This is a genomic window from Denitromonas ohlonensis (genome assembly GCF_007625205.1).
Taxonomy (GTDB): Bacteria; Pseudomonadota; Gammaproteobacteria; order Burkholderiales; family Rhodocyclaceae; genus Nitrogeniibacter; species Nitrogeniibacter ohlonensis.
Genome location: NZ_VMNI01000009.1, coordinates 38,054 through 58,109 on the forward strand (window position 1 = coordinate 38,054; position 20,056 = coordinate 58,109).

Consider the following 20,056-nt stretch of genomic DNA (forward strand, 5'->3'; position numbering starts at 1 on the left):
ATGCGGTCGCGTCTTTTTGCCATCTCCAACCTCAGCACCAAGATCAGTCTGGTCTTCGGCGGGAGCATCCTCGTCGTCATCGTGACGATGGTGGCCATCTGGTATTACGGGTTCGCGCCGCTGAGCCTCAAAGGCGCGCGCGATCAACGCATCAGCGACATCATCGCCACCCAGTCCATCCAGGCCGACGCCCGCATCCGCCAACTCGCAAACGACTTGCGCGAACGTCGCGGCAATCTCCAGGTTCTCGCCAGCGCGCCGGTGTTCGACGTCCTGCTCGGCGCGCAGCCACTCGACCCGGCGGCACTTCAGCAGGCGCTGGAGAACGCCTTTACGCATCTCGCCTGGGCCTATCCCGATCGCTACGCCAGCCTGGTGCTGATCAGCGCCGATGGCCGACGCCTTCTCACCGCACCCGCCGCAACCGCTCAGCCCCCGCCGGCCAGCGCACACTGGCTGGACAAGGTCCTGACCCCGGGCGCCAGCGAAACCGTGATGCTCAATCGCGACGCAGCAACGGATGCGCTTTTACTGATCCTGGCCCGCCAGATACGCTCGCCCACCGGCGGGACGCTCGGCACGCTGGTGCTGCGCATGCCGCCCGGCGACCTGCTGGCCCCCCTCGCACGGGCCGACGAAGTCCTGCTGGGGCCCAGCGGGCGAATCGATCTGATCGACGGCGCCGGCACGCACTTGGCCCATCAAACCCCCCGTAACGCCACGCGAAGTACCACGCTCCCACCCCCGTCGGCGAAAAGCCGAGGCATCGAAGGCAGCTTTCTCGAACCCCGCCCCGACGGCCGCACCGACATTGCCACCTACCGCTACCTTCAGGTCGGCGCCGACGATGGCTGGACGCTGGTGGTCCGACGCGACAAGGACGAAGCCTTCGAATACATCGTCGATCGCCGCAACCGCGTGCTCCTGCTCAGTCTCGTGGTTGCCGCCCTCTCCATCGTGCTCGTCCGTCTCTTCGCCCGGCAGCTCACCCGCCCCTTGCGCGCGCTGATCGACACCTCGGAGCGCATCGCCGCTGGCGAGGCCTCGGTGCGCATGCCGCCATCCATGACCGAGCACACCGAAGAGCTTGCGCGTCTGGCGCGCAGCTTCAACCACATGGCGGCACAGGTCGACTCCCGCCGCCAGCGGCTTGAAATCGAAGTGGACCAACGCACCGAAGAACTCGCCCGCGAAAAGGCCACCCTCCAGCGCTATCTGGATGTCGCCGGGGCGATCATGCTGGTCCTCAGCCCAACCGGCCGGATCCAGCTCATCAACCGCATCGGCTGCGAAATTGTCGGCCGCGGCGAGGCGGAGCTCGTGGGCGGAAACTGGTTCGAACTTTGTCTTCCCCCGCGCATGCATGCTGATGTTCAAGCCGCCTTTGGCAGACTCGTCGGCGGCGAGCGCAACGACGTCAGCCGCTACGAAAATCCCATCCTGACCGCCAATGGCCAGGAGCGCACCATTGCCTGGGCCAACACCTTGCTGCGCAACCCGGACGGACGCATCACCGGCATTCTGGCTTCCGGTCTCGACGTAACCGACGCCCGCAACGCCGAAGCGGCGGTGCGCAGCGCACACGACCTGCTCCACACCATCATCGACACCTCACCCGACTGGATCTGCGCCAAGGACCGCGAGCAACGCTACATCCTGGTCAACCAGGCCATGGCCAGCGCATTGGGGCAGTCCCCCAAGGACATGATCGGCCAGGCGGCGCCGGCCCCCGGCATCGCCACAGCGCAGCACCGTGACGACAACAGCGACGACAAGGTACTGACCGGCAAGAGCATTCACCTGCGCACCGAGCATATTCGCGACAAGGCCGGACGTGAGCGGATTCTCGACACCTACAAACGCCCGCTGCGCGACGCTCACGGCCAGATCAACGGCCTCCTCGCCTATAGCCGCGACACCACCGCGCAACACGAGATGGAGGCCCAGCTACGCCTGTGGGCCAAGGTGTTCGAATGCTCCAGCGAAGGGGTGATGATCACCGACCCCCAGCACCGGATCGTTGCGGTCAACCGGGCATTCAGCGAAATTACGGGCTACGCCGACCACGAGGCGATCGGCCAGACACCGCGCCTGCTCAGCTCAGGCCGCCATGACGCTGCCTTCTACAACACGCTGCGAGCCACCATGGAGGCAAGCGATCGCTGGCAGGGCGAGATCTGGAATCGTCGCAAGAATGGGGAGGTCTACCCGCAATGGCTGACCATCAACGCCGTTCGCGACCCCACCGGCACCCTCACCCATTTCGCCGGCGTGTTCTCCGACATCAGCGACATCAAGCGCTCCGAAGCCCGCCTGGCGCACCTGGCCCACCACGACGCACTCACCGGCCTGCCCAACCGCATGCTGCTGCACGACCGGCTCGGCCACAGCATCGAGCGCGCGCGGCGCCATCAACACAGCCTGGCGGTGTGCTTTCTCGACCTCGACAACTTCAAACATGTGAACGACAGCCTCGGCCACCATGTGGGCGACGAACTGCTCAAGGCCATCGCCACCGAACTGCTTCGCCATATCCGCAGTGAAGACACCTTGTCACGCATCGGTGGCGACGAGTTTGTGCTGCTCGTCGACACCATCGACACCCCCGCCAGCGTCGAGCACATCGTCAACAAGCTGCTCAGCGTCCTGCGCGAGCCGCGCAATATCGCCGGCCACCAGTTGTATCTGAGCGGCAGCATCGGCATCAGCCTCTTCCCGCAAGACGGCACCGACGCCGGCACACTCATCCAGCATGCCGACTCCGCCATGTACGATGCCAAGCAACTGGGTAAAAACCGTTTCCGCTTCTACACCCAGTCTCTCACCGATGGTGCGGTCAAACGCCTGCGCATCGAATCCGCGCTGCGCGAAGCGGCCCTGCATCAACAGCTCACGCTGGCCTATCAACCGCAGGTCGATCTGGAAACCGGCGCGCTGATCGGCGTTGAAGCCCTGCTGCGCTGGACCCACCCCGAGATGGGCTCGATCCCGCCCGACGTTTTCATTCCGATCGCCGAAGAGTCCGGCCTGATCGACGAGATTGGCGCCTGGGTGCTCAACACCGCCTGCCAGCAACTGAGCGACTGGGACGCCCAAGGCTGGTCACCACCGCGCATGGCGGTCAATGTCTCGGTGCGCCAACTGCGCCAGCCCGACCTGCCCAATCAAGTGCAGCGCGCGCTCGACCGCGCCCGCCTGCCCGCGGCGCGGCTGGAACTGGAAATCACCGAGTCCGCCATTGCCGACCACGACGGCGTCGCCGCCATCCACCGGCTCGCCGCGCTGGGCGTGCCGATCTCCGTCGACGACTTCGGCACCGGCTATTCGTCGCTCAGTTATCTCAAAAAACTGCCGATCCGAACGCTCAAGATCGACAAGAGCTTCGTCGCCGACCTGACCACCGACACCAATGACGAAGCCATCGTGCGCTCCGTCATTGCACTGGCCGGCGACCTCGGACTCGACGTCATCGCCGAAGGCGTGGAACTCGAAGCGCACCGCCGCTTCCTGCTTGACCATGGATGCGCGCGCGGCCAAGGCTATCTGTTCGACCGCCCCTTAAGTGCCGAGGTGCTGCGGCAGCGATACCGCGCGGCGGCGAAAAAGCCCACGGAATAGACGCCACCGCACTGGCTCACACTAGCGAACGCCCCCATAGGCCTCGGCCACCGCGTCATAAGCCGGCAAAGCCACCGTCTCCGCCCGCGCCGCGTCCGCCCATTCGACCATCGCCGGATGGGCCAGCATTGCGTCACGATACGCGGCCGCCACCGGGGGCAAGCTCACGTTGTAGGTCACAAAGCGCATCACCACCGGCGCAAACATCGCGTCAGCGACCGAAAACGCGCCAAACAGATACGGCCCGGCGTCGCCCGCAAACTCGCTGCGCGCCTGCGTCCAGACCTCGACAATACGGTCGATATCCGCCTGCACCTCGGCGCTGGGCGGCTTGCCCTTGAGCCGCAGCTTGATGTTCATCGGCATCGCGCTGCGCACCGCGCCAAAGCCCGAGTGCATCTCGCAGGCCACGCTGCGTGCGCGCGCCCGCGCCAGCGGATCGGCCGGCCACAGCCCCGGATGGCGCTCAGCCAGAAACTCCGCAATCGCCAACGTATCCCACACCTGAAAACCATCCACATGCAGGCAGGGCACCAGCCCGTTGGCGGAATAGGCGCGGTGCCCGGCATGCGCGCCCTTGCCGCTCACTTCCACCTGATGCGCTTCAAACGGGATGCCGAAGTGCTTCATCAGCACCCACGGTCGCAGCGACCATGACGAGTAGTTCTTGTTACCAAAATAGAGCGCGTACATCGAAGTCTCCTTGGGGGGGTCAAAGCGTGTTTACAACACGTTCGTCATGAATAGGTGCGTGCAGCGATTCAAGCAGTGCCAGACCGTCCGGCCAGTTGCCCAGCCCCGAGTCGGCGTTGATATGGCCGGCTGCACCGATGCTTTCAAAGCGGCTGCCCCAGGCCTCGGCAAATTGCCGCGCCCGCGCCACCGACACATAGGGGTCGTCTTCGCTGGCCACCACGACCGACTGAAAGGGCAGCGCCTGCAAGGGCATCGGCGCGAAGCCGCGCACCGAAGCGGGCGTATGCGCCGGTGACTCCACATCGGCCGGTGCCACCAGCAAAGCCCCGCGCACCCGGCCAGCGTGTTGCCGCGCCCAATGCGCGACCAGCGCGCAGCCCAGACTGTGCGCCACTAGTATCACCTCGTCATGCGCGCCACGCACCGCCGCGTCCAGCGTGCTGATCCAGTCACGACGGCTCGGCGCATCCCAGTCGCGCTGCACCACCCGGCGCACCTGCGGCAAGGCCCGCGACCAATGGCTCTGCCAGTGCGCCGGCCCGGAGCCGCCCAGGCCCGGAATCGCCAACCAGATTGTCATATCACTCTCCGCTACAATGTGACCGTTGTTTCATTCAACACGCGTCGAGTCACTGTATCGCACCGATCCACGGGCGTACATCGATAAGGATTCGACATTAATGTGAAGGAAATTCACATGCAGCGCATCCCACCCCTCCCCGCCCTGCGCGCCTTCGAGGCCGTCGCCCGGCTGGGCAGCGTGGTCAAGGCGGCGAGCGAGCTACACCTCACCCACAGCGCCATCAGCCATCAACTGCGCGCGCTCGAAGACCTGCTCGGGCAGCCCCTGTTTGACCGCCAGGGCAAACGCCTGTCGGTGAACGAAAACGGTCGGGTCTATGCGATGCAGGTGCGCCACGCGCTGTCTGACCTCTCGCGCGCGACCGGCACGGTGGTGGCGCAGCCGCGCGAAGACGAGCTGGTGATCGGCACCATTCCGTCCTTTGGCGCGCACTGGCTCATCCCGCGCCTGCCGCACTTCACTTCCGCCCACCCCGAACTCAAGATCACACTGCGCGCCGGCCTGCAGGTGGCCGATCTCGACGCCGAAGGCATTGATGTGGCGATCCGCATGGGGCATGGGGGCTGGGACAAGGTGCAGCAGCGCGAGCTGTTCGCCGACCAGCTGGTCGCCGTCGCCGCGCCGCACTTCCGCGGCGGTCGCCTGCCGCGCACGCCGGCCGAAGTGGTGGCCGCGCCCTTGCTGCTGTCGATCGAAAACTGGCGGCCCTGGCAGGACGCCGCCGGACTGCCCGCCGACGCGCTACAGGGTATCCACTTCAATGATTCCAATCTGGTAATCGAAGCGGCCCGCCGCGGCCAGGGCGTGGCGCTGTCGCGACTGTCGCTGGTGCACGGCATGCTGCAAGACGGGCAACTGGTGCAGCTCACCGAGGTGAGCGTGCCCTACCCCAACCCCTACTGGCTGGTGTGGCCCGTCCGCAGCGCCGGACGGGCCCGGGTGGAACACTTCAGCCAGTGGCTGGACGCCGAGATTGACGCCTACTTGGCCACTGTCTCAGGCGCCACGTCAGAAACCGACGACTGAGCACAGCGCCGCGCATCGCGGTGCCGGTGGCAATGACCGTGGCGGCCAAACAGCGCCACCACGCCCACCGCAATCAGCACCAGCGGCCACCCCATCGACACCGCCTCGCGGATCACCTCGGCCGGCAGCACGCCGAGGTTCGCCAGCAAAGCCACCGTGCCGACCCCGATCAGGATGAAAGGGAAGATTCTCGGACGCATGCTCAGCTTTCCCCACCATGCCTGCCACGACGATGCCCCGGCCGGAAGCGGAACTCTCGATCAAACACCGCCTGCTGCTCGGCGTCGAGCACCGGGTACAGCGCCTTCGTCGCGTCAGTCACCGTCGTCACCAGCGCCTGCCCCTGGTCCAGCCCTTGCTGGAGCTTGTCGAGCCGGCCCAGCGCGGTGGCCGGCATGCCGCCGCCGCGGAAGTCAGCCACGGCTTTTTCGACGTCACCAGCCTTGGCGGTCAGTGCCGACTCAAAGCCATCCCAGGCTGCCTGCTGCTGCGGCGTGATCTTGAGCGCGCTCTCCAGCGCATTCAGCTTGGCCTCGGCCTTGCGCACGATGGGCGGGTTCTCGCACCACTCACCGCCGCGAGCCACCACAGCCGTGGCACCCAGCCCGGCCAGCGTCAGTACACCCACGGTGCCGATAATCAAGGTTTTGCGTTTCATGTCCTGCTCCTTCGGGAGTCACCCAAGCGGTGACGACAGCGCCAGTATGCGCAGCCCATGTAAGCCGCATTTGTCTGGCTGGGCCCCCTTACGCAAGACTGTGTATCGGCCGGCGGACTTGATACATTGGCATACAAAGCCGCTGGCGGGCTGCGGTATAAACAGCCCACACCGGAGCATCCAATGACCGAATCCCCCGACCACATCCTCATCGTCGACGACGACCGCGAGATCCGCAGCCTGCTGAGCGACTACCTCGAACGCCAGGGCCTGCGCTGCACCGCCGTGGCCGACGGTCGCCAGATGCAGGCCGCGCTCGACAAGCACCGCTTCGACCTCATCGTGCTTGATGTCATGCTGCCCGGCGAAGACGGCCTGAGCCTGTGCCGCAAACTGCGCGTCGACTCGCAAGTGCCCATCCTCATGCTCACCGCCCGCGGCGACGACATGGACCGCATCCTCGGGCTGGAGATGGGCGCCGATGACTACCTCGCCAAGCCCTTCGTCCCGCGCGAACTGCTCGCCCGCATCAGCGCCGTGCTGCGCCGCACCCGCGCCCTGCCGCCCAATCTGGCCGCGCAAGCCAGCGCCCACACCCGCTACCTCGACTTTGCCCAGTGGCGGCTCGACACCGCCGAGCGCCACCTGATCGCCCCCGACGGCGTCACCGTGCCGCTCACCGGCGGCGAGTACCGGCTGCTGCAGGTCTTCCTCAGCCACCCGCAGCGCGTGCTCAATCGCGACCAACTGCTTGAACTCACCCAGGGCCGTGAAGCCGACGCCTTCGACCGCTCCATCGACTTGCTGGTCAGCCGCCTGCGCGCCCGGCTGCGTGACGACGCCCGCGAGCCGGCCGTGCTCAAAACCGTCCGCGGCGAAGGCTATGTGCTGGCCGCCACCGTCGCCGGAGCGGCCGAATGAGCGGACCCAAACACCGCCGCGGCCACAGCCTGTTCCGCCGGCTGATGCTGATCTGGCTGCTCGGCCTGGCTGTGGTCATCGCCGTCAGCCTTGGCCTCTCGCTTGGCGCCAGCGGCCGCGCCCTGCGCGACCAGCTGTATACCCAAATGGCGCACGACATCGCCTCCGCCGCGCGCCTGATGGACTACCTGCCGCCCGCCGAACGCGCCGACTGGCTCACCTCGCTCGACCGCCCCTACTACCGCTTCGCCCTCGCCCCGCCACCCGAGCGTGGTTACAGCGGCGAGCACCTTGAAGACGAAGCCGCGCTCGACTTACTACGCGACGCCCTCGGCGACCGCCCCTTCACCATCCGCGGCGAATGGAAAAGCCCCGCCGGCCGGCCCGCCCTGTATCTCGGCCTCACGCTGACCGACGGCACGCCCTTCAGCGTCACCCTCACCTCGCCCGCCGGCTTTATGCCACGCGGCCGGCTATTCGCCGCCGGCGCGCTGCTCGTGCTCGGTGTGATGGCGCTCACCTGGCTGGCCGTGCGCCTCGCCACCCGGCCCATCTCACGTCTGGCCGACGCCGCCCGCGCCCTCGGCGACAACCCCGAGCGCGATCCCCTGCCCGAAGACACCGGCCCGCGCGAAGTGCGCGACGCCGCCCGCGCCTTCAACCAGATGCAGACCCGCATCCGCAGCCACATGGCCGAGCGCACGCAGATCCTCGCCGCCATCTCGCACGATCTGCAAACCCCCATCACCCGATTGCGCCTGCGCAGCGAACTGCTCGACGACGCCGCCACCCAGACCCGCTTCAACGCCGACCTCGACGCCATGCAAGCGCTGGTGCGCGAGGGCCTCGACTACGCACGCAGCCTCGACTCGAACGAGGCCAGCCGAAGCATCGACCTCAACGCCCTGCTCGACACCCTGCGCCTCGAAGCCGACGAAATGGCCATGCCGGTCACCCTCGACGGCCGCGCCAGCCAGCCCTACACCGGCCGCCTGCAAGGCCTGCGCCGCGCACTGTGGAACCTGATCGACAACGGGGTGAAATACGGCGAACGGGTCGACATCACCGTCACCGAAACCGACACCGGCTGGCAGATCGACATCCGCGACCACGGCCCCGGCCTGCCCGAGTCCGAACGCGAGTCGGTGTTCGAACCCTTCTACCGCCGCGAAGCCTCACGCAACCGCGACACCGGCGGCACCGGCTTAGGGCTGGCGATCACCCGCAATCTGCTGCGTGCGCAAGGCGGCGAAGTGGTGCTTGAAAACGCTGACGGCGGTGGCTTGCGGGCGCGAGTCACCCTCACTCGGGCGGGCTAACCGGCGCGTCCTCGCGGTGGCTGCCGAGACTGGCCGAGAGCTTGCGCGTGATCTTCGCCATGCTCACCTCGGCCCGCTCAAAGCCATACACAAATTTGGGGAAATCCAGCGGCGCCTGCGCGGCCCAGATGGCTTCGTGCTGGTCGGGCGGCAAGATGCGCAGCGGATCGCCCACCGCCACCCAGCCAATCGGCACGGTCTCGCCCGCTGGCAACGTGGTGCGCAGATGCACCACCGCGTTGATGCGCACCTCGCAGCCCTGCCCCAGCCGCGCCCCGTGAAACACCGACGCACCGGTGGCGATGAATACATCATCCGCCACCGTGCAACCGACCACATGCGCGCCGGGCCCGACCAGGCAGTGCCTGCCGATCGTCAGCGCATGGTCTGCCGTGCTGCGCAGCACCGCGTTCTCGAGCACGATCACGCACTCACCGAGGTCGATACGACTGCCCTCGGCGATGATCTGTGCACCATGCATCACCCGGCAACCGGGGCCGATGTGCACATTGCCGCACACGGTGGCGGTCGGCGCCACCCAGGCGTCGGGGTCGATGGTGGGCGCATGGCCGAGATGCGTGAGCAGCATGGGATCACTCCGAGTCGAGATGCGTCGATCCTGCGCTGAAACGGCTCAGTCCGGCAAGACGGATTGAATCGCCGCCCACACCCGTTCCATATCCGCCTGCGTCGTCGCCCAATGGCTGATCGCACCGCGAATCGCGCTTTGCCCGAAGAGCACCGTCGGCGTCATGAAAACCTCGCCGGTCGCGTTGATCCGTGCGAGCAGCGCGGCCGCGTCGCCCTCAACCGGCGCAAAACAGAAGCCGTTCAGCGTCACTGGCGCGAGCAGGCGCAGCCGTGGCTCGGCGGCGATCTGCTCACCCAGCCAGCGCGCTTGGTCGCAATTGCGCTCCACGACCTCGGCGTAGCCCGCCTGTCCGTAGGCGCGCAGCGTAAACCACGCGGGCAAGGCGCGAAACCGGCGGGAGTTTTCAGGCGTCAGTTGCAAGAAGTTGCCCGGCTCGACCTCGCCGCGCAGGTAGGCCGCGTGGTTGCGAAACACCTCGGCCTGCAGCGGTAAATGGCGGGTCAGCGCGACCGCCGAGTCGTAGGGCACGTTGAGCCATTTATGGCAATCGACGGTGATCGAGTCGGCCGCCGCCCAGCCCGCCAGGCGCGGCCGGTAACGGGCGCTCGCTGCGGCGATGCCGGCGAAGGCCGCGTCCACATGCAGCCAGAAATCGAAGCGTGTTTTCAACGCGGCGATGGCGGCCAGATCATCGAAGTCACAGGTGTTCACCGTGCCCGCATTCGCCACCACGATGCACGGCCCCGGCGCGTCCGCCAGCGCCTCGGCGAGCGCCGCCACATCAACCGCCTCGCGCCCCGGCAGCGCGGCCACCCGGTGCAGGCTCTGCCGCCCCAGACCGAGCATGGCCAGACTCTTGATCGTGCTCGAATGCGCGCCGGCACTCAAGACTCGAACCGGCCCCAGCGCGGCCAGCCCGGCCTCGGCCACATCCACCCCCGCCTGCGTACCCAGCCACTGACGCCCCGTCGCCAAGCCCACAAAATTGGCCATGGTCGCGCCCGACACGAAAGCCCCATTGAAGCATTCGGGTAGGCCGAGCATGTCGCGAAACAGCGCGAGGGTTTCAAGCTCCAGCGCACCGGCGTTGGAGTCGGCCGAGCCGGTGGCGTTCTGGTCGATCGCACTGGCCAGCCAGTCGCCGACCAGCGCGGCGGGCGTAGCGCCTCCGGTGACGAACCCAAAGTAACGTGGCCCCGCGCTGGCCGCAAGGCCGGGCGAGAACCGGGTCAGGAATTCGCTCAGCGCAGCGCGAGCACCGCCGCGCTCGGCGAACGGCGCAGCGGGAGGCGAGCCACCGGCCACCGGCTGGGTCGGCAGCTTGGCCAGAAACTGGCTCGCCTGCGCGCACACCTCGCGCAACAGCGCGTCGGTCTGGGCGTGGTCGTCGGACAGGAAATCGTGTGTTTTCGACATGGGGCGCTCGCAGCCGCAAGAGCGGCAATCGGTAAAAGCTTACCCTGCGCGCCGCGCGCCATTTCTCAAAGAGACAATCCGGCCGAGTAAGACCGGGCCAGCACCGTCGCTTCAGTCGGCCGCCGTCAGCGCCCTGCGCCCGAGCGGCTGCCCGTCGGCATCAAACGCCTCTCGGAAACTGAAGGCCGTCGGCGAGGCGCCATTCGCGTTCAACTCGGCCAACCGCGCCATCGCCTCGGCCATGTCGGGCCGGTGCCCGGCCGGCACCCACCACAACACCATATGCATGTCGGCCGCCTTGGCAAACCACTCACGCCGACGCGTCATCACCGACTTGTGCGCCGAGCGATACACATAGTCGAACAAGGCCTCGCTACTCGCCCACACCGACAGGTTGATGATCATGTCGGCGTCGTCTGGCGCCGAGGAGCTGCCCTCGCGCGAATCACCTTCGAAACGCCACACAAAGCCGGGGCTGCGCTCCGCCAAGGCGTTGATCTCGTCGAGCCGCGCCACGAAGTCCGCCAGTTGCGGCGAATCGATGGGCGCGAGCAGACGCGCGACATTGAGTTGGGCCAGTTGCATGGCGGGAGCAGTCATCGGACGATCCTTGTGAGGCAGGTCAACCGCATCATCACGCGTATCGCCGCGCAGGACAAACGCGTCTTTTTCACAGTCCCACAAGTTTCATTCACGCTGGCTCCGGCCCGAAGCCCGCCGCCGCGTCGGCCGCCATCTCGGCCCGCAGCCAGTCGACAAAGGCCTGACGCAGCGGGGTTTCGCCGCCACGCTGCGGCAACACCAGCCAGTAGGCCCAGCGCCGCGGCAGGCCATCCGCATCAAAGCCGTGCTCGGCCGACACATCCTGCCCCTCGCGGTACATCACCGGCACCTCGACATCGAACAGTCGCGTGAGCTGGCCGTTGCGCAAGGCCAGCGCCGCCAGCGATCCGCGCGCCAGCGCCACGCCCTGCCCCTCGATGGCCGCCTGCACCACCAGCCCCGAATCATTTTGCATCAGGCCAGCACTCGGCTCCGGCCAGTCCAGCCCGACCGCGCGAAACCATGGCACCCAGTCCTCACCGTCCGAACGCAGCAGCGGCAAGCCGGCCAGCTCCGCCGGCGTGCGCGGCAGCCGACCGGCAAAGCGCGCGCCGACCACCGGAAACAACACATCGGCCATCAGCAATTCGCTGCGCACCCCGGTGTAGCCGCCAAAGCCCCAACGGATCGCCACATCCACGCCATCGCGCACAAAATCCGACCGCTCGGTGGTGGACACCACATTCACTTCACAACCCGGATTCGCCTCGATAAAGCCTGCAATCCGCGGCGCCAGCCAGCGCCCCGCAAAAGACGGCATCACGCTGATCGACAGCCGGTTCACATTGATCCGCCGGCGCAACACCCCCACCGTATCCGACACCTGACGCAGCGCCTCGTTGCTCACCGCCAGCAACTCTTCGCCCGCGCGAGTCAGCACCACCGCCCGCCCCTGACGTGAAAACAGCGGGAACTCAAGCCACGCCTCCAACGCACGAATCTGATGGCTCACCGCGCTGTGGGTCACATGCAGTTCTTCCGCCGCACGCGTAAAGCTCAAATGCCGCGCCGCCGCTTCGAAGGTGCGCAAGGCCGGCAAGGGGGGGAGTTTTCCAGGCGCTTCCATAGGCGAGTTTTATTCACACAGGGGCAAGAAATGATCGTTTCCGGAAAAGCCACGAGAAGGCCATGCTTAAAGCCATTCAGGACATATCGTTAGCGCCGCCGGAGAATACCAATGCAAGCCACACTAACACAGCACCCCGACAAACTCGCCGCCAACTCAGTGCGCTCAATCGACCATTTCCAGGGCGGCACCGTGCACTGCCTGCGCGGCCGCTTGTGGATCACCGCCGAAGGCCACGCCCAGGACATCTGGCTCACGCCCGGCATGCGCCTCACCCTCCCTGACCCCGGCAAAGTCGTCATCCAGGCCGACACGGACAGCACGCTGTCGCTCATCGCCCCGCCGCAGCGGCGGCCGCTGACCGTCTCGCTGCAACACCTATGGCAGCGCCTCCAACGACCGGCGACCGGGGTGATCGGACCGAGGTGTGATGGGGCGTGCTGAGAAACTGCTTCGCGACATCGGTGCCATCTTGCCGCACGATGCCAGACAAACCCAACTCGCATGCAGGCCAGCAAATGATCTGCCATCATGCCAACGGAAAACACTGACCGGCCGACGATCCCATCGTCGCGCCGACGCGCAACCAACACATACAACCGCGCCTTCTTGCGGGCCCAAAATCGCACATGCGCTTGATCGGCTTCATCGGAATCCTTGCTCTGCTGGCCATTGCAATCTTTGGCATCGTCATCTCCATACAGGCGGGCGACCTCAAAGGTATTGGCTTGATGCTACTCATGATCGGTATGCTCGGCCTCTTCGCCAACATGCTGTGGCGAGGCGCTCAAATATCCCGCAGCCTCGATTCATCGGAGCGCTTGGCCGAAGGATGGGCCGGCGAATCAGTTAGCCCCTTTTTTCGTGATCAAATCGCAAAATCAATCGAAGGTCACGTACTCATTGTTGGCACGGCGGCCTCAATAACAATGGCTGTCGCTACACAGACTCTGCCGGCTACGAGCATCTTCTGGAGCGAAAAGGCCGCACGACACACGGCGCTTTTCGGCTTTTGGCCGCTCTTGGCATTTGTCTTTTACGTACGAATATGCGGCCCTCACTTTGTAACAAGCTGGCCCAAAGTGATGACAATGCTGGCCGTCGTCGCATTTCCATTCCTGATCACCTACGCATAACGCTTGGCATCGCAGGTCTGATGCCTACTGGGACCACTGCATTTCGCCATTTCACCGCGATACCATGGCGCAATATCATCACGACCCAAACCATGCTCACCCTCCCCCCACCCCACACCCTGATCGCCTTCGAAGCGGCCGCCCGCCACGGCAGCTTTCTGCGTGCGGGCGAAGAGCTGTGCATCACGCCGTCGGCGGTGAGTCATCGGATCAAGGCGCTGGAGGACTGGCTGGGGCAGGCGCTGTTTTTGCGGGTCAGCCGGAAGATCGAGCTGACCGCGGCGGGGGCGGCGTATCTGGCCGAGGTTCGGCCGGCGCTGGAGCGCATCGAGGCGGCGTCGCGGCAGTTGCGGCGGCAGGCGGGGCAGACGCTGCGTATCAGCGTGGCGCCGGCTTTCGGGGCGAAGTGGCTGGTGGGGCGGCTGGCGGGGTATCAGCAGACGCATCCGGCGCTGGAGTTTGCGCTGTCAGCCTCGACCCGGCTGGACCCGATGCTCGATGGCACGGCCGACCTCGGCTTGCGCTATGGCCGCCCGCCGTGGCCGGGGCTGTCCGCCTTCAAACTGAGCGATGAGACGGTGACGCCGCTATGCACTCCGGCGCTGGCGGCGACACTGAAAACACCCGCCGATCTCGCCGGCGTGCGCCTGCTACGCCATCCGCTGCTGCCCTGGCAGCCGTGGTTTGCGGCCGCGGGGCTGGACTGGCCGGCACCGGAGAGCGGGCCGGAGTTTGATGACGCAATGATGATGCTCGAGGCGGCAGCCGCCGGCAGTGGCGTGGCGCTGAGCGTGGGGCTGCTGGCACGCAGCTATCTGGCAGCGGGCACGCTGGTGGCGCCCTTCGATGTGTCCGTGCCCGGCCTGGGCTTTTACGCCGTGCTGCCACCGGCGGCGGCCAACCAGGCGTGGATTCGCGATTTTGTGCGCTGGTTGCAGCTTGAGGTGCGCACACCGCAGACGGAATAGGACGTTCACCCGGCATCGGCAACGACTCCCCCCGCGATACGCGATTTTCCTGCGCTGGATCAGAGCAGCGCCCGCCGTGCGTTGGCACACTGCGCTCTGTTTTTCACCGACTCGGAGACTTTCATGCGTTTGCTGTTCGCTGCCCTCGCCCTTGCCATCCCCCTGAGCGCCATTGCCGAGCCGGTGGCCTGTCCGGATGCGGCCACCGTCAAACAAGTCAATGCCTGCCCGACGACCGAAGAGCTTCAGTACACCTTTGACGGCTACTGCGGTAGCAACGCCCGGCTCTACAGCCCACTGGACACGACCTGCGAGAGCTTTGAAAGCTACCGCAAGCTCAAAGACATTGCGCTGTGGGAATCGACCGATGGCCAATTTGCCAACTACCTGTCCTGCGACATGCCCAAGGACGAGATGGCCAAGGCCAAGCCGGTGAGCATCAGCGTGAGCCAGAAGAAGGGCATCACGATGCTGCGTTGCGACTACTCCAATGGCACGTATTTTGTGCAGCGTTCGCGCACCAAGTGCACCGTGCCGGCTGAAGGCACCTGCCCGGCCGATGGCCCCTGCGTGGCACAGTGCGAGTAATCAGCCAAGCGCATTTTCAGGCGTCGCCGGGCTGAACTGCCCGGCCGCCACCGCGCTCAGAAAATCGCTGGTGAGGGAAACCTCCAGCGCGTGAGCGCGCGCGGCAGGGCAAAACAGCTGGATCTGAAAATTGACCCGCGCGGTATCCGAGGTGCCGACATGCACCAGCGGCGCCGGCCCTTGCACATCGGCCGACAAGGCGCGATCCACCGCCATGCTCACCCGCTCGGCCTCCTCCGCAAAATCGGCACAGGCCGACGCCGCCTGCGTCGTCCACCAGGCCAGCGCCTCACCCACATTCAACACGGGCTCCACCGTCACAACGAAGGGATGCAGCACGTAGTGACGGCTGAGGCGTTCGTTACGGACCGAATGGGTCAGAAACAGGCTGTTCGGGATGACGATCAGGTTGCCGGTGTAGCCGTGTCCGCGCTTTGGCGGTGCGAGCTCGAGCAAGGTGGTCGATAACAGGTTGTAGTCGCTGACCTCGCCGCGTACGCCGTTAACTTCAATCCAGTCGCCCACCGAATACAACCCGGTGCCGGTGCGCAGCGCGAAGCCGCTCACGCACATGATGATTTCCTTGGTGGCCAGCACCACCGCGACGATGACCGCGGTCAACGACAGCATGATGTCTTGCAAATGCCCCAGCCAGATCACCAGCAAGGCCACGGCCAGGCCCAGGTTGAAGGCGCTGCGCGCGTAAAACACCCGGCGCCGACGCGAGGCGTCCAGCACCTCGGCACCGCCACGCATGTAACGGGTCGCCAGGCGGCGGCCAATCACAAACAGCAATACCATCACCACGGTGATTACCAGTCGTGGCAACCACTGATCTTCATTCAACAAGGCCTGCACGTTCTTCATCTCGCTCCGGTTCGGGCTTGAAAGCATACCGCGACCACCGCCCGATCTCACCTCACCGCAGCGCAACATTGTCGGGTTCACCCGACTAGGCAAAGCGGGGCCAAAACCCGATCATGAGCACAACATCGGCCGTCATAAACGCCAAATTTCGCCAAAAACTACGCCATTTAACGGCTAAATCGGCGATCTACAACAATAGGCATACAGCACAAGACGCAGCCGCCCGGCTTCAATCGCTTAATCAGGACGCAACCCCATGAATCCGATCAAGAGCATCCTCGTCGCCAACCGATCCGAGATCGCCATCCGCGTGTTCCGCGCGGCCAGCGAAATGAACATCCGCACCGTGGCGATCTACTCCAAGGAAGACCGCCTCTCGCTGCACCGCTTCAAGGCCGACGAGGCTTATCTGGTGGGCGAAGGCAAAGGCCCGATCGCGGCCTACCTCGACATCGACGACATCATCCGGGTGGCCAAAGAGGCGCATGTGGATGCGATTCACCCCGGTTACGGCCTGCTCTCCGAGAACCCCGACTTTGCCGAAGCCTGCGCCAAGGCCGGTATCCGCTTCATCGGCCCCAGCCCCGACGCCATGCGCCGACTCGGCAACAAGGTCACCGCCCGCCACCTGGCCGAAAGCGCCGGCGTGCCCGTGGTGCCCGCCACCGATGCCCTGCCCTATGACCTGGCCGAAGCCAAGGTCGCGGCCGCGAAAGTCGGTTACCCGATGATGCTCAAGGCCAGCTGGGGCGGTGGTGGCCGCGGCATGCGCGTGGTCGAGACCGAAGCCGATCTCGGCCCGGCCATGGAAGTGGCCCGCCGCGAAGCCGGCAGCGCTTTCGGCAACGACGAGGTGTATCTCGAAAAACTGGTGCGCCGCGCCCGCCACGTGGAAGTGCAGGTGCTGGGCGACACCCACGGCAACCTCATCCACCTGTTCGAGCGCGACTGCTCGGTGCAGCGACGCAACCAGAAAGTGGTCGAGCGCGCCCCGGCGCCCTACCTCGACGAGAAAACCCGCACCGACCTGTGCGCCGCCGCGCTGCGTCTGGCCGAAAAAGTCGGCTACAGCCATGCGGGCACGGTCGAATTCCTCATGGACGCCGACACCGGCGCCTATTACTTCATCGAGGTGAACCCGCGCATCCAGGTCGAGCACACGGTGACCGAGCAGGTCACCGGCATCGACATCGTCAAGGCACAGATCCGCGTCACCGAAGGCGTGCGCATCGGTGACGAAGGCAGCAGCATCCCCACGCAGGACAAGATCCGCCTCAACGGCCACGCGCTGCAATGCCGGGTGACCACCGAAGACCCGGAAAACGGTTTCGCCCCCGACTACGGCAAGCTCACCGCCTACCGCAGCGCCTCGGGCATGGGCGTGCGCCTCGACGGCGGCACGGCCTACGCCGGCGCGGTCATCACCCCCTATTACGACTCGCTGCTGGTCAAGGTCACCGCCTGGGGCAACACCGCCGTTGAAGCGGCCAGCCGCATGGACCGCGCGCTGCGCGAGTTCCGCATCCGCGGGGTCACCACCAACCTGGCCTTCCTCGAAAACGTCATCGCCCACCCGCAGTTTCTGTCGGGCGAATGCATCACCCGCTTTATCGACGACACGCCCGCGCTGTTCGAATTTACCCCACGCCGCGACCGCGCCACCCGCCTGCTCAGCTTCATCGGCGAAGTGACCGTCAACGGCAGCCCCGAGATGAAAGGCCGCACCGCGCCGGTCGGCCCGCTGGCCGCACCGATCCTGCCCAAGTGCGACCTCACCGAGCCGCCCCCGGCCGGCTCGCGCGACCGCCTCAAAGCCATGGGCGCCGACGCCTTCGCCCAGTGGATGCGCGACACCCCGCAAGTGCTGCTGACCGACACCAGCATGCGCGACGCCCACCAGTCGCTGTTTGCCACCCGCATGCGTACCCGCGACATGGTCGCCGTGGCGCCGCATTACGCGCGCCTCGGGTCCGAGCTGTTCTCGATGGAATGCTGGGGCGGCGCGACCTTTGACGTGGCGCTGCGCTTCCTCAAGGAAGACCCGTGGACCCGCCTGGCCGAGCTGCGCGAAGCCATGCCCAACCTGCTGCTGCAAATGCTGCTGCGCGCCTCCAACGCCGTGGGCTACACCAACTACCCCGACAACGTGGTGCGCCAGTTCGTCAAACAGGCCGCCGCCGGCCGCGATGGCGAAGGCGGCATCGACCTCTTCCGCGTGTTCGACTCGCTCAACTGGGTGGACAACATGCGCGTCGCCATCGACGCCGTGCGCGACACCGGCGCGCTGTGCGAGGCGGCCATCTGCTACACCGGCGACCTGTTCGACACCAATCGCCCCAAGTACAACCTGCAGTACTACGTGAAGATGGCCAAGGAGCTGGAAAAGGCCGGCGCGCAGATTCTCGCCATCAAGGACATGGCCGGCGTGTGCCGCCCGCGTGCCGCCAGCGCGCTGGTCAAGGCGCTGCGCGACGAAGTCGGCCTGCCCATCCACTTCCACACCCATGACACCAGCGGCATCGCCGCGGCCAGCGTGCTGGCGGCCGTCGAGGCCGGTGTGGATGCGGTCGACGGCGCGCTCGACGCACTCAGCGGCCTCACCGCCCAACCCAACCTCGGCTCCATTGTTGCCGCGCTGCAAGGCCACGACCGCGACCCGGGCGTAAATCTGGCCAACCTGCAAAAACTCTCGCGCTACTGGGAAGGCGTGCGCCGCCAGTACGCGCCGTTTGAAGCCGACATCCGCGCCGGCACCTCCGACGTCTATCTGCACGAAATGCCCGGCGGCCAATACACCAACCTGCGCGAGCAAGCCCGTGCGGTCGGCATCGACCACCACTGGCCGGAAGTGGCCCAGGCCTATGCCCAGGTCAACCTGCTGTTCGGCGACATCGTCAAGGTCACGCCGACCTCCAAGGTGGTGGGCGACATGGCGCTGTTCATGGTCACCAACGGGCTCACCCCCGCCGAGGTGATGGACCCGGCGCGCGAAATCGCCTTCCCCGAATCCGTCGTGCAACTGATGCGCGGCGAACTCGGCTACCCGGCTGACGGCTTCCCCGAAGCGCTGCAAGCCAAAGTGCTGGGCGGCGAAAAACCCATGGTCGGCCGCGCCGGCGACCACCTGCCGGCCGTCGATCTCGACGCCACCCGCGCCGAACTGAGCAAGACCCTGGAGCGCGACGCCACCGACACCGAGCTGGCCTCGTCGCTGATGTACCCCAAGGTTTTCGCCGACTATGTCGCGCATGAAACCAAATACGGCGACGTCTCCGTGCTGCCCACCCCGGCCTTCTTCTACGGTCTGGCCGATGGCGAAGAAGTGGTGGTCGACATCGATCGCGGCAAAACCCTGGTCATCCGCCTGCTCGGCCGCGCCGAATCCGACGACGGTCAGATGAAGCTGTTCTTCGAACTCAACGGCCAGCCGCGCCTGATCAAGGTGCCCCGCGCCGGTGTGGTCAACACCAGCGACCGACCCAAGGCGCAAGACGGCAACCCCGACCAGATCGGCGCGCCCATGCCCGGCGTGATCGGCAGCGTCGGCGCCCGTGACGGCCAGCACGTCAATCGCGGCGACACCCTGATGACGCTCGAAGCCATGAAGATGGAACTGGCCATCAAGGCCGAACGCGACGGCACCATCGCCGCCGTGCATGTGAAACCCGGCACCCAGGTCAACGCCAAGGATCTGCTGATCGAATTCAAGGCCTGACACGCGCGCGCCGGGGCCCCCAAGGCCCCGGCGCCGCTCAACTCGCGTAGCCCGCCGTATCGGTCAGCAAGGCCGCGCTGCGCACAAAAACACCACCGCCGCGGCCGATCTCCCGCCCGCGGGCATCGGTCAACACGGCTTCGGCAATGAATTGCGTACGATTGCTGTTGACCACACGCCCCACCGACACATTGCGCCCCGACGACACCGGCCGGGTGAGGTAGGGGCAGGTTTCTGAGCCTAACAGCCGTACAGGCTCACGGCTGACTGAGTGCTCCTCGGCC

General features: G+C 66.1%; 19 protein-coding genes. 9 read left to right on the plus strand and 10 right to left on the minus strand.

What is annotated here, in order from left to right:
* A complete protein-coding gene (locus tag FHP89_RS10865; RefSeq protein ID WP_144179848.1) occupies positions 1-3,618 on the plus strand; it encodes a bifunctional diguanylate cyclase/phosphodiesterase in 3,618 nt (1,205 codons plus the stop codon).
* Between the two features lie 21 nt (positions 3,619-3,639).
* Here the strand turns inward: FHP89_RS10865 and FHP89_RS10870 are convergent, their stop codons facing one another.
* Complete coding sequence (locus FHP89_RS10870) at positions 3,640-4,311, minus strand: glutathione S-transferase family protein (RefSeq protein WP_144179851.1); 672 nt, start codon at positions 4,309-4,311, stop codon at positions 3,640-3,642.
* Positions 4,312-4,330: 19 nt separating this feature from the next.
* Positions 4,331-4,894 (minus strand): RBBP9/YdeN family alpha/beta hydrolase, encoded by a 564-nt coding sequence (locus tag FHP89_RS10875; RefSeq protein ID WP_144179852.1) that lies wholly within the window; start codon positions 4,892-4,894, stop codon positions 4,331-4,333.
* Positions 4,895-5,011: 117 nt separating this feature from the next.
* On the opposite strand from FHP89_RS10875, the gene gcvA (FHP89_RS10880) reads away from it, so the two are divergent.
* Entirely contained in the window at positions 5,012-5,923 is a 912-nt protein-coding gene (gene gcvA / locus FHP89_RS10880) for a transcriptional regulator GcvA (RefSeq protein WP_144179854.1), read from the plus strand.
* Here gcvA (FHP89_RS10880) and FHP89_RS20940 read toward each other — a convergent pair.
* On the minus strand, positions 5,878-6,123 hold the full coding sequence (locus FHP89_RS20940) for a LiaI-LiaF-like domain-containing protein (protein WP_186300423.1): 246 nt from the start codon (positions 6,121-6,123) through the stop codon (positions 5,878-5,880). The two genes, gcvA (FHP89_RS10880) and FHP89_RS20940, sit on opposite strands and share 46 nt — an antisense overlap.
* Positions 6,124-6,125: 2 nt before the next feature.
* The gene (locus tag FHP89_RS10890; RefSeq protein WP_144179855.1) at positions 6,126-6,581 is read right to left on the minus strand and encodes a Spy/CpxP family protein refolding chaperone; all 456 of its coding nucleotides are present in this window, start codon (positions 6,579-6,581) and stop codon (positions 6,126-6,128) included.
* A 183-nt stretch (positions 6,582-6,764) separates the two neighbouring features.
* Between FHP89_RS10890 and FHP89_RS10895 the strand changes: the two genes are divergently transcribed.
* Positions 6,765-7,502, plus strand: a complete 738-nt coding sequence (locus FHP89_RS10895; RefSeq protein WP_144179857.1) for a response regulator — start codon at positions 6,765-6,767, stop codon at positions 7,500-7,502.
* On the plus strand, positions 7,499-8,821 hold the full coding sequence (locus tag FHP89_RS10900) for an ATP-binding protein (RefSeq protein WP_144179859.1): 1,323 nt from the start codon (positions 7,499-7,501) through the stop codon (positions 8,819-8,821). Before FHP89_RS10895 ends, FHP89_RS10900 begins: the two co-directional genes overlap by 4 nt.
* Here the strand turns inward: FHP89_RS10900 and FHP89_RS10905 are convergent.
* From FHP89_RS10905 to gcvA (FHP89_RS10920), 4 genes are all read right to left on the minus strand, one after another.
* Complete coding sequence (locus FHP89_RS10905; RefSeq protein WP_144179861.1) at positions 8,805-9,410, minus strand: gamma carbonic anhydrase family protein; 606 nt, start codon at positions 9,408-9,410, stop codon at positions 8,805-8,807. The two genes, FHP89_RS10900 and FHP89_RS10905, sit on opposite strands and share 17 nt — an antisense overlap.
* A gap of 45 nt (positions 9,411-9,455) precedes the next feature.
* On the minus strand, positions 9,456-10,829 hold the full coding sequence (locus FHP89_RS10910; protein WP_144179863.1) for a pyridoxal phosphate-dependent decarboxylase family protein: 1,374 nt from the start codon (positions 10,827-10,829) through the stop codon (positions 9,456-9,458).
* Positions 10,830-10,940: 111 nt separating this feature from the next.
* Complete coding sequence (locus FHP89_RS10915; protein WP_260851560.1) at positions 10,941-11,429, minus strand: DUF3291 domain-containing protein; 489 nt, start codon at positions 11,427-11,429, stop codon at positions 10,941-10,943.
* Between the two features lie 91 nt (positions 11,430-11,520).
* Positions 11,521-12,498, minus strand: coding sequence for a transcriptional regulator GcvA (gene gcvA / locus FHP89_RS10920; protein WP_144179865.1), 978 nt, complete (start codon positions 12,496-12,498; stop codon positions 11,521-11,523).
* Between the two features lie 111 nt (positions 12,499-12,609).
* Between gcvA (FHP89_RS10920) and FHP89_RS10925 the strand changes: the two genes are divergently transcribed.
* The 4 genes from FHP89_RS10925 (at position 12,610) to FHP89_RS10940 (ending at position 15,190) form a co-directional block, all read left to right on the plus strand.
* The gene (locus tag FHP89_RS10925; protein WP_144179867.1) at positions 12,610-12,942 is read left to right on the plus strand and encodes a DUF2917 domain-containing protein; all 333 of its coding nucleotides are present in this window, start codon (positions 12,610-12,612) and stop codon (positions 12,940-12,942) included.
* 185 nt (positions 12,943-13,127) lie between these two features.
* On the plus strand, positions 13,128-13,634 hold the full coding sequence (locus FHP89_RS10930; RefSeq protein ID WP_144179869.1) for a hypothetical protein: 507 nt from the start codon (positions 13,128-13,130) through the stop codon (positions 13,632-13,634).
* Positions 13,635-13,726: 92 nt separating this feature from the next.
* Entirely contained in the window at positions 13,727-14,602 is an 876-nt protein-coding gene (locus FHP89_RS10935) for a LysR substrate-binding domain-containing protein (protein ID WP_144179871.1), read from the plus strand.
* A 123-nt stretch (positions 14,603-14,725) separates the two neighbouring features.
* Positions 14,726-15,190 (plus strand): hypothetical protein, encoded by a 465-nt coding sequence (locus FHP89_RS10940; protein ID WP_144179873.1) that lies wholly within the window; start codon positions 14,726-14,728, stop codon positions 15,188-15,190.
* Here FHP89_RS10940 and FHP89_RS10945 read toward each other — a convergent pair whose 3' ends face one another.
* On the minus strand, positions 15,191-16,057 hold the full coding sequence (locus FHP89_RS10945; protein ID WP_186300424.1) for a mechanosensitive ion channel family protein: 867 nt from the start codon (positions 16,055-16,057) through the stop codon (positions 15,191-15,193).
* A gap of 256 nt (positions 16,058-16,313) precedes the next feature.
* Here FHP89_RS10945 and FHP89_RS10950 point away from each other — a divergent pair, with 256 nt between their 5' ends.
* Positions 16,314-19,772, plus strand: a complete 3,459-nt coding sequence (locus tag FHP89_RS10950) for a pyruvate carboxylase (RefSeq protein WP_144179877.1) — start codon at positions 16,314-16,316, stop codon at positions 19,770-19,772.
* 37 nt (positions 19,773-19,809) lie between these two features.
* Here FHP89_RS10950 and FHP89_RS20945 read toward each other — a convergent pair.
* A partial coding sequence (locus FHP89_RS20945) for a hypothetical protein (protein ID WP_222105369.1) occupies positions 19,810-20,056 on the minus strand: 247 nt, incomplete at its 5' end.